The sequence below is a fragment of the Undibacterium sp. FW305-107 genome (genome assembly GCF_058788535.1).
The window spans coordinates 306,996-321,837 of the sequence record NZ_JBYTAV010000003.1 but is presented as its reverse complement, the minus strand read 5'-3'; the positions used below and the strand labels follow the sequence as shown (position 1 = coordinate 321,837).

The following is a 14,842-nucleotide window of genomic DNA, read 5'->3' as shown; positions in this document are numbered from 1 at the left end:
ATTAGCAGACTTCATACCAAGCACGAATGAAGACCCGCACCCTGTTTTTAACTGATTTTTAAAGCAAAATATATCAGTACTATCCCTCATGCGTCTGAAAATCCGCACGGCCTTTTGAAATTATTCTGGATTTTCAGAATTTCGCCCGCATCTACTCTGCACATTAGGCGAAATGCCGGACTCTGTCACGGGTTCAGGTAAAATGCCTGCTTGTTGTTATCACTGAGTTGCTACTATCGCCTGTGACAGGCAGCAGTGAACACAGCCCTATTGATTTTTTCCTAACACCCCCTAAGCCAACATGCTCGATAATCTTACCCAGCGCCTAGCCAAAGTCGTCAAGACCATGCGCGGCGAAGCCCGCCTGACTGAATCCAATACCGCTGAGATGTTGCGTGAAGTACGCATGGCTTTGCTGGAAGCCGACGTCGCCCTGCCTGCAGTACGTGAACTGATTGCCCGTGTCAAAGAAAAAGCCATGGGTGAAGAAGTCATTTCTTCCCTGACGCCAGGCCAGGCACTGGTCGGTGTGGTACAGAAAGAACTGGCCACCCTGATGGGTGCCGACCTTGGTGAAGATGCTTCTCAACTGAGTTTTAATTGCCAGCCACCGGCGATCATCCTGATGGCAGGTCTGCAGGGTGCAGGTAAAACCACCACTGTGGGTAAGCTGGCTAAATATCTGCGCGAACAAAAAAAGAAAAAGGTATTAACAGTTTCTGCCGACGTTTACCGTCCCGCCGCAATAGGCCAGTTGCAGACAGTGACATCGCAGGTCGGTGCAGACTTTTTCCCGTCCTTGCCTACCGACAAACCAGTAGATATCGCTTTGGCTGCGCTCGACTACGCCAAAAAACATTATCACGATGTGCTGATCATCGATACTGCCGGTCGCCTGGGTATAGATGAAGCGATGATGCAAGAGATTGCTGCCGTCCACGCCGCCGTCAAGCCGATAGAAACCCTGTTCGTGGTTGATGCCATGCTGGGTCAGGATGCCGTGAATACGGCAAAAGCCTTTAATGATGCCCTGCCTTTGACAGGTGTGGTGCTGACCAAGCTTGATGGTGACGCACGCGGTGGTGCTGCCCTGTCAGTACGTCATATCACGGGCAAACCAATCAAGTTTGTCGGTGTTGCTGAAAAACTCGATGGCCTCGAATCCTTCGACGCCACCCGCATGGCCAATCGCATTCTGGGCATGGGTGACATCCTGGCGCTGGTGGAGTCGGCGCAAAAAGGCATGGATGTGGCCGCGGCTCAGGATCTGGCACACAAGATCAAGGATGGCGGCAAGTTCGACATGAATGACTTCAAGATGCAAATTTCGCAGATGAAGAATATGGGTGGCCTGTCTAACCTGATGGATAAATTGCCGGCACAAATGCAGCAGGCAGCCAGCGGCGCCAATATGGATCAGGCTGAAAAACAGGTACGCCGTATGGAAGGCATGATCAATTCCATGACGCCGCAAGAAAGATCCAAGCCAGAATTGATCAAGGCTTCGCGCAAACGCCGTATCGCTGCCGGTGCTGGTGTACAAATACAGGAAGTCAACCGCATGCTTGCGCAGTTTGAGCAAATGCAGTCCATGATGAAGAAATTACGCGGTGGCGGTATGATGAAGATGTTGCGCGGCATGAAGGGCATGATGCCGGGCAAGCGCTAAGTTTTGCCAGATTTTGCTAGAACTCATTTCATAAATAGGGTGAGATGCGTTTGCCTCATAACGTGGGCTGGCAAGGCGGACGAGGCAGTCAATAGCGGTGCTATTGAGAACGAGTCCAACGCAGTCCAGCACGCGCTATGAGGCAAACCCTTCGGGAACTGACGATTTGGGCGCATTGCAGCGTTGTGCCCTTTGCTAAGGCAGGAGCCTTAGCTGCAGGTCACGCCTTGCACTGCATCCCAAATCGTCTTGTTCGCACTCATCCTATTTATGAAATGAGTTCTAAATTCCGCTAAATTTTTCTCAGTATTTCTGTTCGCATTTCCCTCTATGGAAAAATGCCGGATAGCAGCCAAAATGGCGCTAATCCGGCATTTTTTTATGCGGAAATCCAACGACAGGCAAATTCCTGCACTTTTTCACTAAAAACCCACAAAAAACACTTGCATCCCTGTAAAAACCGCACCACTATTAGCGATGCGTGAAGTGACGCAATGCAGGAGCTTTTCAAAACGATCAAAGCTCCGTCCACGAAATTTGTGAAGGAGGCTATTTATGGCAACAGCACCAAAAAAACCAGCAGCAAAACCGGCAGCTAAAGCAGCGGCTAAACCAGCAGCTAAACCGGCAGCGAAAGCAGCAGCTCCAAAGGCAGCAACTAAACCGGCAGCAAAAGCAGCAGCTCCTAAAAAAGCAGCGGCGGCCAAACCAGCAGCAGCACGCAAGCCAAATGCAGCGTTCATGAAACCTATGACTATCTCTCCAGTTCTGGCAGCAGTCATCGGCGCAGCAGCGATTCCTCGTACTGAAGTCACTAAAAAAGTATGGGAATACATCAAGAAACACAAACTGCAAGATGAAGCAAACAAACGCAACATCAACGCGGATGACAAATTGAAAGCCGTTTTCGATGGCAAGAAACAAGTGTCCATGTTTGAAATGACTAAACTCATTTCCGGTCATCTGTCCTGATTTTCAGGAAGAGATTTCCGTAGTTGCTTTGGGAAACTCAAGGGAAGCAGTCAGTCCCATCCCAAACAAAAATGCCCGCATCGCGCGGGCATTTTTGTTTTTGTATCTCTTTCCCTCCTTTACAAATTACCGCAAGTGACAGGCACAGTCGGTAGCTCATTACCGATGATCTCGCCAGGTTTGCGATGCAAGATGCAATACGTGCCGAATGGGGTAATCACTTTCGATACTGGTCGTCCATCACCAAGTATATGCACTTCGTGTTTATAACTTTCACGCATGACAGTGGAGGATGCCTGGACTGCTGCACCAAATTTTTCCATAGCCGCAGGTGCTGCTTTGGCACTGACCTGGTCACGGTACTGAAAATCTTTTTTCAGACTGTTAAAAATGCCCCGCGTGTTGCGGTTAATGGGCGCATCAACGCCAGCGTCTGCGTCTGCTTTCTCGACTGCAGGCATGGCCTGTGGCTTGCTACTGACGATAGCTTTGTCAGATTCACTGATAGCAGAACTTTGGCGGGAAACAAGCGGAACCCTGACGTGCGGGGACGGCTCAGTAATATCCCGCTTAGGCGGGGGAAATTGAGGAAGCGCGGAAGGCTTTACCTGCTCGGGTTGCTTCAAAAAAATCAAACTGCCCGCCTGCATCAACTCCTCTTTGTGCATCGTTTTTAGTTGCGGCCACAGCAAATAGAGGCCAGCGTGAAACAAGAGTACACCGAGCAATATCCGCCAGTCGCTGCGTTGGACACCGGAGCAATAAGAAGCTGCCTTCATCTGCCCTCCTACCTCAATAACTGCCGCAACTGACAGTCTGTATGCCAGGGGATCTGGTGATATCTGCGCCGGGCTTGGCACCTATCACACAATATGACCCTGCTGGTGTCGTCACCTTGGTCATGGCGGTACCATCTGACATGGTGATGTTCTGATAGCTGGTGCCACGTGGGCGGGCAGCAGCTGCTACATTGATGCCGAATTGCACCATGGATGATTTTTCTGGCTTGATATCTGTCAGGATGCGGTTCGGCATTTCGCGCTCCACCTGCTTGATGACTTTGCTGATGTCGCGCTGGATGACGACAGGGCTCTCACCAGTCAATGTGGGTGCGCCTGCTTCTGCATTCGCTGCCGGGACAGTCGTGATAGTGATGTCTGCATCTACCCTACTGGTAATGGGTACGTTGGATTTAGCTGGCTCGACCGGTGTGCGGAGTTTATTTGGCACAGGTAATTGACTGGGCGGCATCGCTGGTTTGGTCGCAGGCACAAGCTGTTCAGGCTTGCGTTGCTCGGGCGCTTCCAGCATGCGCACCACAAACGCCAGTGGTGCGCTCACTTCGTTTTTATGCCTGATGATATTTGGCCATAATATGATTAACAAGAGGTGGGCAAGCAAAACCGTCAACAGCAATTGCCAGCGTGAGCGCAATAGTGTACGCCAGTCTGTACTGCCAAATTCTTGATGGTAATAGAGTGCCTGCATGTCCGGTCTTGGTTTAATCCTGAATATGATCGGGCATTTTGGAATGCCCGATCATACTTGACCCGTCATTTATTAAAAGGATAGTTTTACAAGACTTGGAGTAGCGTCAATTGCTACCTGAGCAGCAAGGCTGATTTTACTCAGCAAATGAATCAGCCGGTGAATTCCCAGTTCTTCCAGTTGGACAGTACGGCTTTTGGATATTCAGGGCGGCCACGGCTACCATTGTAGCGACCCAGGGCCAGGTAAAGATCACCCTTTTCCATATCTATGTACAGTCGCAAAATGGAGCAGCCATAACGCAGGTTTGTCTGCATCTGAAACAGCTTTTTCGCATCGCCATCGCCAATCACGCGCGACCAGAAAGGCATGACCTGCATATAGCCACGTGCACCGACGACAGAAGTCGCATATTTGCGGAAGGCAGACTCTACCTGTATCAAGCCCATGACCATGGCAACATCCAGACCAGCTCGCTTGGACTCATACCAGATAGCATCCAGCAATTCCTTGCGAGTCTGCAAATCAGGGATACGACGCTTCAAACGAGTGGCCATCTCTCCCTGCCAGTTGAGGTATTTGATGCGTTCTTCGATATTGGCAAACGTGGGTTTAGGTGGTGTGGAATCAGAAACAGCTTTGGCCAGCGCAAGACGCACAGAGTCTGCCATGGCTTCTTCTTTTTGGTTACCGGCTTGCGCTGGTAACACAGAAACCGCCAGCAGGCAGACAGCCAGATGCAGAGTGGATTTTTTCCACCCTGCATACATCGCATGGATCACTTGCATGGCTTGCAGACCAAACTTGCTGCTATTGCTACATCTTCCTTTGCACCAGACGCAAAAGCGCAAGAAAAAATACTTCATCCTGCTGCTTATTTATCTGCCATTTTGGCCTGAATGAAGGCCAGCATCTCGGCCACAGGCACATTGCTGGCTTCAGTGTCGCGACGGCCCAGATATTCCAGTTTGCCTTCCTTGAGGCCACGGTCACCGATGACGACACGGTGCGGTACGCCTATCAGTTCCCAGTCAGCAAACATGGCGCCAGGGCGTTCACCACGGTCATCCAGTATCACGTCAACACCAGCCGCCAGCAAGGCGTGGTACAGGGATTCAGCCTCGGTCCTGACGGCTTCGCTGCGGTCCATGCCCATAGGGCAGATGACGACCTCAAACGGTGCAATCGCCGTTGGCCAGATAATGCCCTTGTCATCAAAATTCTGTTCTATGGCTGCGCCCAGGATGCGGGTGACGCCTATGCCATAACAGCCCATTTGCAGTAGTTGTGGCTTGCCGTTTTCATCAAGGAAAGTGGCTTTCATGTCGTCGGAATAGCGGGTGCCGAGCTGAAATACATGGCCAACTTCAATACCGCGTTGGATAGCCAGCACACCTTTGCCATCTGGTGATGGATCACCAGCCACGACATTGCGCAAATCAGCAACTGCTGGCTCAGGCAAATCGCGGCCCCAGTTGGCACCGGTGAAGTGGAAATCAGCTTCATTCGCGCCACAGACAAAGTCAGCCATGTTGGCAACGGTTCTGTCAGCCACGATATTGACTGGTTTTTGTGTACCTATAGGACCGAGGTAGCCTGGCTTGGTGCCAAAATGCTCGACAATTTCAGCTTCAGTCGCAAAACGGTAATTGGCCATGCCAGCGATCTTGCCTGCCTTGACTTCATTGAGTTCATGGTCACCGCGCAACAGCAGCAGCCAAATTTGCGCTGGCTTGCCGCTGTCTTTTTCTGCATCAACAGCCAGCACGATGGACTTGACCGTGGTTTCCAGCGGAATACCCAACAATTGCGCAACATCTTCACACTTGGCTTTACCAGGCGTGGCGGTCTTGGTCAGTGCAGCAGCAGCGGCTGGGCGGCTGGTTTGTGTAGGCAAGGCTTCTGCTGCTTCCATATTGGCGGCGTAATCAGAAGTCGGGCAATACACCAGCGCGTCTTCACCAGTATCGGCAATGACGTGGAATTCATGAGAGCCAGAACCACCAATCGCGCCGTTATCAGCAGCTACCGCACGGAATTCCAGGCCAAAACGCTGGAAGATACGGGTGTAGGCGTCGTACATGATTTCATAAGACTTTTGCATGCCTTCGACATCGCGGTCAAAGGAATAGGCATCCTTCATGGTGAACTCACGGCCACGCATGAGACCAAAACGTGGACGGCGCTCGTCACGGAACTTGGTCTGGATGTGATAGAAGTTCACCGGCAACTGGCGATAAGAGCGGATTTCTGTGCGTATGACATCCGTGATCGCTTCTTCCGAAGTAGGCTGGATGATGTAATCGCGGCCATGGCGGTCTTTGACGCGCATGAGCTCCGGGCCCATCTTGTCCCAGCGGCCAGTTTCTTGCCAGAGTTCTGCAGGTTGCACGACGGGCATCAGCATTTCTATCGCACCGGCGCGATTCATTTCTTCACGAACAATATTTTCTACTTTGCGGATAATACGCAAGCCCATGGGCATGTAGTTATAGATGCCGGAACCGAGGCGTTTAATCATGCCCGCACGCATCATCAGTTTATGGCTGACGATCTCGGCATCGGCAGGAGCTTCTTTCTGTGTAGAAATAAAAAATCGTGTAGCACGCATGACAGTGATTCTTTTTAAATGGAGGGTTATAATCAACTCAATTTTAAAGGATTAGCTGGCTAATGCGCCCACTCTTTGCACATTTGATGAAGGAAACTGCGATTTGTTCGCCTCCATGGGGGCTGTCCGCTGAAAAAAGCGGTATTTTTCGACGAAACAAACGCTCTCTACGCTATCTATTGCAGGAGCAAGCCGTTTAGCCACAGAAAGTTTTGAGGTTGAACATGCTGGATCGTGAAGGCTTCCGCCCTAACGTTGGCATAATTTTGCTAAACGCCAACAATGAAGTCTGGTGGGGAAAGCGGGTGCGCGAGCATTCCTGGCAATTCCCCCAGGGGGGCATTAAATATGGTGAGTCCCCAGAACAGGCCATGTACCGGGAACTCGAAGAAGAAACCGGCTTACTGCCTGAGCATGTCAAAGTCATAGGTCGTACCCGTGACTGGCTGCGCTATGAAGTGCCGGATCATTTTATCAAGCGTGAAATCCGCGGGCATTATCGCGGGCAAAAACAGATCTGGTTCCTGTTGCGCATGATAGGCCGTGATTGCGATGTCAATCTGCGGGCCAGCACCCATCCTGAATTTGATGCATGGCGCTGGCATGACTATTGGGTACCTCTGGATGTAGTGATTGAATTCAAGCGCGGCGTGTATCAACTGGCCTTGCAGGAATTGTCACGCTATGTGCACCGTACCGAGCATCCCAACTCCAATCGCAGCCGCTATTTGCGTAACCAGCAACAGTCGCAACAATCGCAGCAGTCGCAAAAAAATCAGGATTGCAAGAAAACCGAGCCGGAAGAATCCAAATAATTTATGTTGAATAAAAAATTAGGTCATATCGTCATCATTACCCTCGCCTTGCTGCCAGTCAGCTTTGCCCATGCAGCGGACCTGGAAGAAGATGACAAGGAATGGCATGAAGTCGCGCTGCAATTGCCTGAAGCACCAAAGGCCGAAAATCTCTTGAATTTTTACAAGAGCCCCAGCCAGTCTTTTGCAATTGACACCAAGTCTCTCACCGTAGCAACGGATGGCACCATACGCTACACCTTGGTTGCCACCAGTTCTGGTGGTGCCAAGAACATCAGTTATGAAGGCCTGCGCTGTCAGTCGTATGAAGTCAAACTATATGCCTTTGGCCGTCCGGACGGCACCTGGTCGCGTTCGCGCCGCAATCAGTGGGATGCCATCATCAACACTGGCGCCAACAAACAGCATGCTACTTTGTTCTCTGATTATTTTTGCGAAGGCAAAACCATAGCAGGCAAAGCCAGTGTGTTGCTGGACAAGCTGCGCGGGAAAAAGATGTCGTATTACTAAAATGCTGTAACAAGATGCAGGAATAAAATGGGCGGATGAATTTGAACAGATTCATTCGCCCATTTTTTATGTCTGATTTATAACAAAACCAAATTATCGCGGTGTATCAGTTCAGATTCTTCAACAAAACCAAGTATGGATTCAATTTCAGAAGAAGCATGGCGCTTGATGCGGCGTGCATCTGCGCTTGAATAGTTAATCAATCCCCTGGCCACTGACGTACCCGCTTCATCGCAAAGAGTAACTACTGCACCACGACTGAATTCACCGCGCACATCCAGCACGCCTATCGGCAACAAGGACTTGCCTTCGCGTGTCAGTTTTTGCACTGCACCGGCATCCAGTACGACCTGACCCAAGGTCTGTAGATGATCCATCATCCATTGCTTGCGCGCAGCCATTGGTGCCATTTGCGAAATCAATTGTGTACCTATGGCTTCACCTTGCGCCAGACGCAGCAAGACATTGTCTTCACGCCCCCAGGCGATGACGGTATGTGCACCTGAACGGGCACCTCGTTTTGCTGCCAGTATCTTGGTCAGCATGCCGCCACTGCCAAGACTGGAACCAGCACCGCCAGCCATGGCTTCCAGCGTCAGGTCACCTGCCCTGGCTTCATGGACGAAGGTGGCATTCGGGTCTTTGCGGGGGTCAGCGGTGTACAAGCCCTTTTGGTCGGTCAGGATAATGAGGGCATCGGCTTCAATCAAATTAGCGACCAGAGCACCAAGGGTGTCATTGTCTCCAAACTTGATTTCATCAGTAACCACCGTGTCATTTTCATTGATGATGGGGACGATGCCCAGGCGCAGCAAGGTAAACAGGGTGGAGCGCGCATTCAAGTAACGTTCACGGTCTGCCAGGTCGGCATGCGTCAATAAGATTTGAGCCGTACCTAGCTGATGCTCGCGAAAGCTGCTCTCGTAAATTTGTGCCAGGCCCATTTGGCCCACGGCAGCACAAGCCTGCAATTCGTGGATGGCGGTCGGTCGCTTGTCAAAACCCAGGCGTTGCCGGCCTTCAGCAATGGCTCCGGAGCTGACCAGGACGACTTCCTTGCCCATGGCACGCAGGCCAGCGATCTGGGCAGCCCATTTGGCAATGGCTTGCTTGTCCAACCCCTTGCCATCATTGGTGACCAGGGATGAACCTACTTTGATAATCAAACGTTTTGCTTGCTGAATGACAGATTGCATAAATGAATACGAATGTGATTTGGCGACGTTGCCACTCTAAAGCGGCAAACAAATCAAAATTATACTTTATATGGATACTGTCGTTGCAATCTAAATTTAATTCACATTTAAAAGCTATATTCTACTTTTTATGAGATTTTCATTATTAAAAAGAAATTATTCCAATATCAAAATAATCATTGATGTTCAATTGTTCGTGGGTACGAGGCGCTTGATGAGCAATTGATTAGCAACTGATGATCAGTTAATGGCAGACATAAAAAAACCTGGCTTTCACCAGGTCTTTTTTTAGTCTTCTATTACTTTAAAACGCGGATCATCCGGATCAATGGACAAGATACCCTGCGCCTCTTCTTTCATCGTGGTTTCTTGCGAACGCTGTTCATGCGTACGCTTTTCTTCCAGATATTTATAAATCTCGGTCACCAGCTCTTCGCAACCTTCGCGATTCAGGGCGGAGATTTCAAAGACTGGGCCTTTCCAGGCAAAGCGCTTGATAAAGTCTTTGACCTTTTTCTTGCGCTCATCTTCAGTCAGCACGTCGAGCTTGTTGAGAACCAGCCAGCGTGGCTTCTCATACAGGCTTTCGTCGTATTTACGCAATTCCTTGATCAGGGCCTTGGCTTCTTTGACAGGGTCGACGGCTTCATCAAACGGTGCCAGATCAACAATGTGCAAGAGCAAACCTGTGCGCTGCAAATGCTTGAGGAACTGTATGCCCAGACCAGCACCATCAGCTGCGCCTTCGATCAGGCCAGGAATATCGGCGATGACGAAGCTTTTTTCATGGCTGACACGGACCATGCCCAGGTTAGGATGCAGGGTCGTGAAAGGATAATCAGCGATTTTCGGGCGTGCGTTCGATACTGCAGTAATGAAAGTCGACTTACCGGCATTTGGCAAACCCAGGAGACCTACGTCAGCCAGTACTTTCAATTCCAGGCGCAATTCACGGCGTTCACCTTCTTTACCATCAGAGCGCTGACGTGGCGCACGGTTGGTCGAAGTCTTGAAGTGGATATTACCCCAGCCGCCCTCGCCGCCTTTGACGAGTTCAACTTCCTGACCATGTTCAGTCAGATCGGCGATGACTTCATCGGTATTTCTGTCGCAAATTTGCGTGCCAACTGGCATGCGCAGACGGATATCGTCAGCGCCTTTGCCATAACAGTCTGCACCACGGCCATTTTCACCATCTTTGGCTTTATGCAATTTGGAATAGCGATAATCAACCAGAGTGTTGATATTACGGTCAGCTACAGCCCAGATACTGCCGCCACGGCCGCCATCGCCACCGTCAGGGCCGCCAAATGGACGGAATTTTTCACGGCAAAAGGATGCCACACCATTGCCACCATCGCCGGCGATTACTTCGATACGGGCTTCATCAATAAATTTCATTTTTACCACCTAAAAAAGCTTGTATAAATTTTTGTAACCTGATGGAACAATAAATTTATACAGGATTTCTTCAAATTAAAAGGGTAAACACCAAACTGCTTATGCAGGGCGTACTTACGGAGAGGTGAGCTTGCGGTAAAGGATTGCCGCAATGAGTTGGATCGGAGACTGATCCAACTAAAAAGGCCCTACCGATGGCAGAGCCTTTTTATCATACTGGCTTGCGCCCTGCTTTGAATTACTTCAAAGCATTACGCTGCTGCGTCTGCAACTACAATTGCGAACTGGTGACGTGCTGCACCTTTGATTGCGAATTGTACTTTGCCGTTAACCAGTGCGAACAAAGTATGGTCTTTGCCCATACCAACGTTTTCACCAGCGTGTACGCGAGTGCCGCGTTGACGAATGATGATACCGCCGGCATTGATAGCCTGGCCGCCGTAAACTTTAACGCCAAGGCGTTTTGATTCTGAGTCACGACCGTTGCGCGTGGTGCCGCCGCCTTTTTTGTGTGCCATTTTTAATTAGCTCCTTATACAGGTAGATTGATTGCTGATCTACAGATTAGCCGTTGATAGAAACGATTTGCAATTCAGTGTAGTTTTGGCGATGGCCTTGACGTTTCTGATAGTGCTTACGACGACGCATTTTGAAAATGCGCACTTTGTCGTGACGACCGTGATCTATAACCTTAGCCAGCACCGTAGCACCTGCGACCAATGGAGCACCAAATTTAATGGTCTCGCCAGCGCCCAATGCGAGCACTTGATCAATGGTGATTTCGGAGCCAATGTCTGCAGGTATCTGTTCTACTTTAAGTTTTTCACCAGCGACAACTTTATATTGTTTGCCACCGGTTTTTATGACCGCGTACATGTGAAACCTCATCAAATAAAAATTAGGAATTTTCTCCCCGCCAGACAAAAACACACCTGGGAAGTCGGGAAAACCCCAAATTGTACATAATCCAGCCAAAAGCGTCAAAGACTATTTGCATATTTTTTCAGCACACCCATAATAAACAAGCAATTGGCTGCTGATAAATGGATGAAGCGCAAGAGAACTGGTGCAATTCAAGCAAATACCAGCACTGCATCGTATAATCGCGCTCATCCCGGATTCTTATGCAGGTTCTCCCTTGTCTGCCACAAACAACCAAAACCCCATCACTGAACTGATCGCCGTCGATATGGACGAAGTGAATCAGGTAATTCGCAACAAATTGCACTCAGAAGTTGCCCTGGTCAACCAGATCGCTGAATACATCATCAGCGCAGGTGGCAAACGCATACGCCCGGTACTGGTCCTGCTGGTGGCAAATGCTTTCCAGTATAAGGGCAAGCATCATCATGAGCTGGCCGCCATCGTCGAATTCATCCATACAGCTACCCTGTTGCATGATGACGTGGTGGATGAGTCATCCATGCGCCGTGGCCGCAAGACCGCCAATGCTTTGTTTGGTAATGCTGCCTCAGTGCTGGTCGGTGATTTTTTGTATTCTCGCGCCTTCCAGATGATGGTGTCCATCAATAGCATGCAAATCATGCAAATCCTGGCGGATGCAACGAATGTCATCGCTGAAGGCGAAGTTTTGCAGTTGCTGAATATGCATGACCCTGACGTGACTGAAGAACGCTACCTGCAGGTAATACGCTCAAAAACCGCCAAGCTGTTTGAAGCGGCAGCAGAAATCGGTGCACTCATCGCTGGAGCCAATCAGGCAGAGATCGAAGCTGCCGGCGAATATGGCCGATCTTTGGGTACGGCTTTTCAGTTAATTGATGATGTGCTGGATTATTCTGGCAATGCCGAAGACATAGGCAAAAACGTTGGCGATGACTTGCGCGAAGGCAAACCTACCCTGCCTTTGATCTATCTGATGAAAAACGGTACGGCAGAAGAACGCGAACTGGTGCGCGCCTGCATAGAAAACGGCGATGAATCCAAATTTGATGCCATACTGGCTGCAATTACTCAGTCAGGTGCGCTTGCATATACACAAAATGAAGCTGTGAAAGCGGCGGACCGTGCAGCCGCTGCCATTTCAGCCTGGCCAGACAATCAGTATAAACAGGCAATGGTCAAGCTGTGCGCCTTTGCAGTTGGCAGGAATCATTAAATCGCAAATTGAGTGGATTTAACAGATTGTTACAAAATTAAGCAGGGTCGCACCCCTGCTTAAAATCCGTACGCCGCCACGGAAATAAAAGACTGGTAAATTCGGCGTGGCAATTTGCCAGAAAACATTCTATACAGAGTAAAGAAGCGGTAAATCTTTGTCGTCAATAGCAGATAGATTTAAAACTTGATGCAGCTGTTGCAGCGCTGCATTTTTTGCCCATTCCCAGGCCTGCGCGCTAGGGAACGACTTTACAAATAACAGGCTTAGTTGCATTATCCTGAAGCAACTGATTGTATTGGCAAATTTTACTCAAAAGATCCTATGTCCGCAGTCTTACCAAATTCAGCATCCCAGATGCCAAGCTCTGGCCTGGCAAGAGCGTTGACGCAGGCCAACTTATTGACCCCTGCCCAGGTTGACACTGTCAATAAGAAAGCACAGGCAGATAAAAGCGGTTTCATTGATGCACTGACGCAAAGTGGCACGGTCAGCGCGCGCGATCTGGCAACATTTTGCTCAGACGCCTTTGGCTACCCCTTGCTGGATTTATCACTGATCAATGAGTCACAGATCCCCGAAAAACTGGTCGATCAAAAACTCATGCAGTCGCAGCGCCTGATTGCCATTGCCAAAAAAGGCAATAAAGTCTCGCTGGCGATATCTGACCCGACCAATAACTCTGCCCTGGATCAGGTCAAATTCCAGACTGGCCTGGGCATAGACATTATCATCGTGCAACACGATGCCTTGGTCAAATTACTGGAAAAACTGGGTAAGTCTTCTGAACAAAGTCTGAACGAAATCGGTGGCGATGAATTTGAGCTGGAATTCAAGGAAGATGATCTCGGCGCAGGTGCAGCTGCAGAAGCGCAAGCAACAGAAATTGATGATGCACCTGTTGTCAAGTTCCTGCAAAAAATGCTGATTGACGCCATTAATCTTGGTGCATCAGATTTACATTTTGAGCCTTTCGAAAAATTCTATCGCATACGCTTCCGTGTCGACGGTGAGCTCCGGGAGATTGCCCAGCCACCACTGGCCATCAAGGACAAACTGTCTTCCCGTATCAAGGTTATTTCCAAACTCGACATCTCGGAAAAACGTATTCCGCAAGATGGTCGCATGAAATTGCAATTGAATGCCAACAAGTCCATCGACTTTCGTGTGAGCACCTTGCCTACCCTGTTTGGTGAAAAGATCGTTATGCGTATCCTGGACGGTTCGCAAGCGCAGATGGGTATTGATGCCCTGGGCTACGATCCAGACCATAAAGCCATTTTGCTGGATGCCATTCAACGCCCCTACGGCATGGTGCTGGTCACAGGGCCCACAGGCTCCGGCAAAACTGTCTCTCTGTACACTTGCCTCAATGTTATCAATAAGCCTGGCATCAATATTTCGACGGCAGAAGATCCGGCGGAGATTAACTTGCCTGGCGTAAATCAGGTCAACGTCAACGACAAAGCTGGCCTGACTTTTGCCGTGGCCCTGAAGTCTTTCTTGCGTCAGGATCCTGATGTCATCATGGTCGGTGAGATTCGCGACCTGGAAACCGCCGATATTGCCATCAAGGCTGCGCAAACCGGCCACATGGTGTTTTCCACTCTGCATACCAATGATGCGCCAGCCACCCTGACCCGCTTGATGAATATGGGTGTGGCCCCGTTTAATATCGCTTCATCTGTCATCCTGATTACGGCACAAAGGCTGGCACGCCGTCTGTGCACTTGCAAGAAACCTGTTGAGATACTCGATGAAGTCTTGCTGCAGGCCGGTTTCAAGGATGATGATCTGGATGGTACCTGGAAGCCTTATGGCCCGGTAGGTTGCGAACGCTGTAATGGCGGCGGTTATAAGGGGCGTGTCGGCATCTACCAGTTGATGCCTATTTCAGAGCCTATAGAACGCCTGATTCTTGCCAGCGCCGGTGCCCTTGATATTGAAGAACAGGCACAACGCGAGGGTATCAGGAATTTACGTCAATCCGGATTAATGAAAGTCAGACAGGGACTGACCAGCCTCGAAGAAGTCCTCGGATGTACCAACGAATAATAAGAG

General features: G+C 49.8%; 14 protein-coding genes. 6 read left to right on the top strand and 8 right to left on the bottom strand.

What is annotated here, in order from left to right; genetic code table 11:
• Positions 1-301: 301 nt before the first annotated feature.
• Together ffh and AC3WQT_RS08495 are read left to right on the top strand one after the other, a co-directional pair.
• Positions 302-1,669: a signal recognition particle protein gene (gene ffh / locus AC3WQT_RS08500; protein ID WP_492703445.1), complete on the top strand. Its 1,368-nt coding sequence runs from the start codon at positions 302-304 to the stop codon at positions 1,667-1,669.
• Between the two features lie 555 nt (positions 1,670-2,224).
• Positions 2,225-2,641: an SWIB/MDM2 domain-containing protein gene (locus AC3WQT_RS08495; protein ID WP_492703444.1), complete on the top strand. Its 417-nt coding sequence runs from the start codon at positions 2,225-2,227 to the stop codon at positions 2,639-2,641.
• A 119-nt stretch (positions 2,642-2,760) separates the two neighbouring features.
• On the opposite strand, the gene AC3WQT_RS08490 is transcribed toward AC3WQT_RS08495, so the two are convergent.
• The 4 genes from AC3WQT_RS08490 to AC3WQT_RS08475 all read right to left on the bottom strand — a co-directional run bounded on the left by AC3WQT_RS08490 (position 2,761) and on the right by AC3WQT_RS08475 (position 6,740).
• Positions 2,761-3,420 carry a hypothetical protein gene (locus AC3WQT_RS08490; RefSeq protein WP_492703443.1) on the bottom strand — a complete coding sequence of 220 codons (660 nt, stop codon included), beginning with the start codon at positions 3,418-3,420 and terminating at the stop codon, positions 2,761-2,763.
• Between the two features lie 13 nt (positions 3,421-3,433).
• The gene (locus AC3WQT_RS08485; RefSeq protein ID WP_492703442.1) at positions 3,434-4,129 is read right to left on the bottom strand and encodes a hypothetical protein; all 696 of its coding nucleotides are present in this window, start codon (positions 4,127-4,129) and stop codon (positions 3,434-3,436) included.
• Between the two features lie 152 nt (positions 4,130-4,281).
• The gene (locus tag AC3WQT_RS08480; RefSeq protein ID WP_492703646.1) at positions 4,282-4,899 is read right to left on the bottom strand and encodes a lytic transglycosylase domain-containing protein; all 618 of its coding nucleotides are present in this window, start codon (positions 4,897-4,899) and stop codon (positions 4,282-4,284) included.
• A 104-nt stretch (positions 4,900-5,003) separates the two neighbouring features.
• Positions 5,004-6,740: a proline--tRNA ligase gene (locus tag AC3WQT_RS08475; protein WP_492703441.1), complete on the bottom strand. Its 1,737-nt coding sequence runs from the start codon at positions 6,738-6,740 to the stop codon at positions 5,004-5,006.
• Positions 6,741-6,964: 224 nt separating this feature from the next.
• Here AC3WQT_RS08475 and AC3WQT_RS08470 point away from each other — a divergent pair, with 224 nt between their 5' ends.
• Together AC3WQT_RS08470 and AC3WQT_RS08465 are read left to right on the top strand one after the other, a co-directional pair.
• Positions 6,965-7,555 carry an RNA pyrophosphohydrolase gene (locus AC3WQT_RS08470; protein WP_492703440.1) on the top strand — a complete coding sequence of 197 codons (591 nt, stop codon included), beginning with the start codon at positions 6,965-6,967 and terminating at the stop codon, positions 7,553-7,555.
• 3 nt (positions 7,556-7,558) lie between these two features.
• On the top strand, positions 7,559-8,065 hold the full coding sequence (locus tag AC3WQT_RS08465) for a CNP1-like family protein (RefSeq protein WP_492703439.1): 507 nt from the start codon (positions 7,559-7,561) through the stop codon (positions 8,063-8,065).
• A 77-nt stretch (positions 8,066-8,142) separates the two neighbouring features.
• On the opposite strand, the gene proB is transcribed toward AC3WQT_RS08465, so the two are convergent.
• The 4 genes from proB to rplU all read right to left on the bottom strand — a co-directional run bounded on the left by proB (position 8,143) and on the right by rplU (position 11,538).
• Positions 8,143-9,261 (bottom strand): glutamate 5-kinase, encoded by a 1,119-nt coding sequence (proB, locus tag AC3WQT_RS08460; RefSeq protein ID WP_492703438.1) that lies wholly within the window; start codon positions 9,259-9,261, stop codon positions 8,143-8,145.
• Between the two features lie 288 nt (positions 9,262-9,549).
• A complete protein-coding gene (gene obgE / locus AC3WQT_RS08455; protein WP_110255241.1) occupies positions 9,550-10,662 on the bottom strand; it encodes a GTPase ObgE in 1,113 nt (370 codons plus the stop codon).
• A gap of 251 nt (positions 10,663-10,913) precedes the next feature.
• The gene (gene rpmA, locus AC3WQT_RS08450; protein ID WP_492703437.1) at positions 10,914-11,180 is read right to left on the bottom strand and encodes a 50S ribosomal protein L27; all 267 of its coding nucleotides are present in this window, start codon (positions 11,178-11,180) and stop codon (positions 10,914-10,916) included.
• A gap of 46 nt (positions 11,181-11,226) precedes the next feature.
• A complete protein-coding gene (rplU, locus tag AC3WQT_RS08445) occupies positions 11,227-11,538 on the bottom strand; it encodes a 50S ribosomal protein L21 (RefSeq protein WP_110255243.1) in 312 nt (103 codons plus the stop codon).
• A 262-nt stretch (positions 11,539-11,800) separates the two neighbouring features.
• Between rplU and ispB the strand changes: the two genes are divergently transcribed.
• Both ispB and pilB read left to right on the top strand, forming a co-directional pair.
• Positions 11,801-12,781, top strand: a complete 981-nt coding sequence (ispB, locus tag AC3WQT_RS08440) for an octaprenyl diphosphate synthase (protein ID WP_492703645.1) — start codon at positions 11,801-11,803, stop codon at positions 12,779-12,781.
• A 324-nt stretch (positions 12,782-13,105) separates the two neighbouring features.
• On the top strand, positions 13,106-14,836 hold the full coding sequence (gene pilB / locus AC3WQT_RS08435) for a type IV-A pilus assembly ATPase PilB (protein WP_492703436.1): 1,731 nt from the start codon (positions 13,106-13,108) through the stop codon (positions 14,834-14,836).
• The last annotated feature ends 6 nt before the right edge of the window (positions 14,837-14,842 follow it).